The organism is Rhizobium sp. 01T444 (genome assembly GCF_056398305.1).
The window spans coordinates 1-503 of record NZ_JBFTPD010000448.1 but is presented as its reverse complement, the minus strand read 5'-3'; the positions used below and the strand labels follow the sequence as shown (position 1 = coordinate 503).

Below are 503 nucleotides of genomic sequence, written 5' to 3'. Positions count from 1 at the left end.
CCGCAAAGCACGATGCCGTGGAATATGACAAGGACAGGATCGAAGAGGTGCTTCTGGCGCTACTCGGCGTCTGCGAATTCGAGAACGGGCGCGTATGGAAGCGCTACGACTTTGCCACGATGGATGCCCTGCACGCCAAAGGCCTCATCTCTGAACCGCACGGGCGGCAGGAGTCGATCCACTTGACCGACAAGGGCATGCGCCTGGCCAAGGAAATGGCGGCCAAATACTTCGGGCCCCGCCGCAGCGGCGAGCAATGCTGATCTACAGGGGCCAGCAATGCCTCCGGTCGGCCAACCTCGGAAGTCCGAGCCGCTGCCGTCGAAGACCGCTCAGGGCCTGCAAGCAGTCGCAGACTGCGAAAACCGGTGCGCTCTGTACAACATTGGTCTACTTGCGAGCCAGCAGCGGCTCCACGACCCGCTGAAGTTGCTCCTGGGTCCAGACGGGGTCTTCGTCGTCCCAGCCGTTGTTGGCAAGCCGACCCTCGCGGTCGATCACAA

At 62.4% G+C, this 503-nt stretch carries 1 protein-coding gene; it reads left to right on the top strand.

The window, feature by feature from the left end; all coding sequences use genetic code 11:
- Positions 1 to 263 (top strand): DUF6429 family protein (locus AC1DTN_RS39395; protein ID WP_477925703.1); only part of this gene is annotated, 263 nt, incomplete at its 5' end.
- Positions 264 to 503 lie beyond the last annotated feature (240 nt).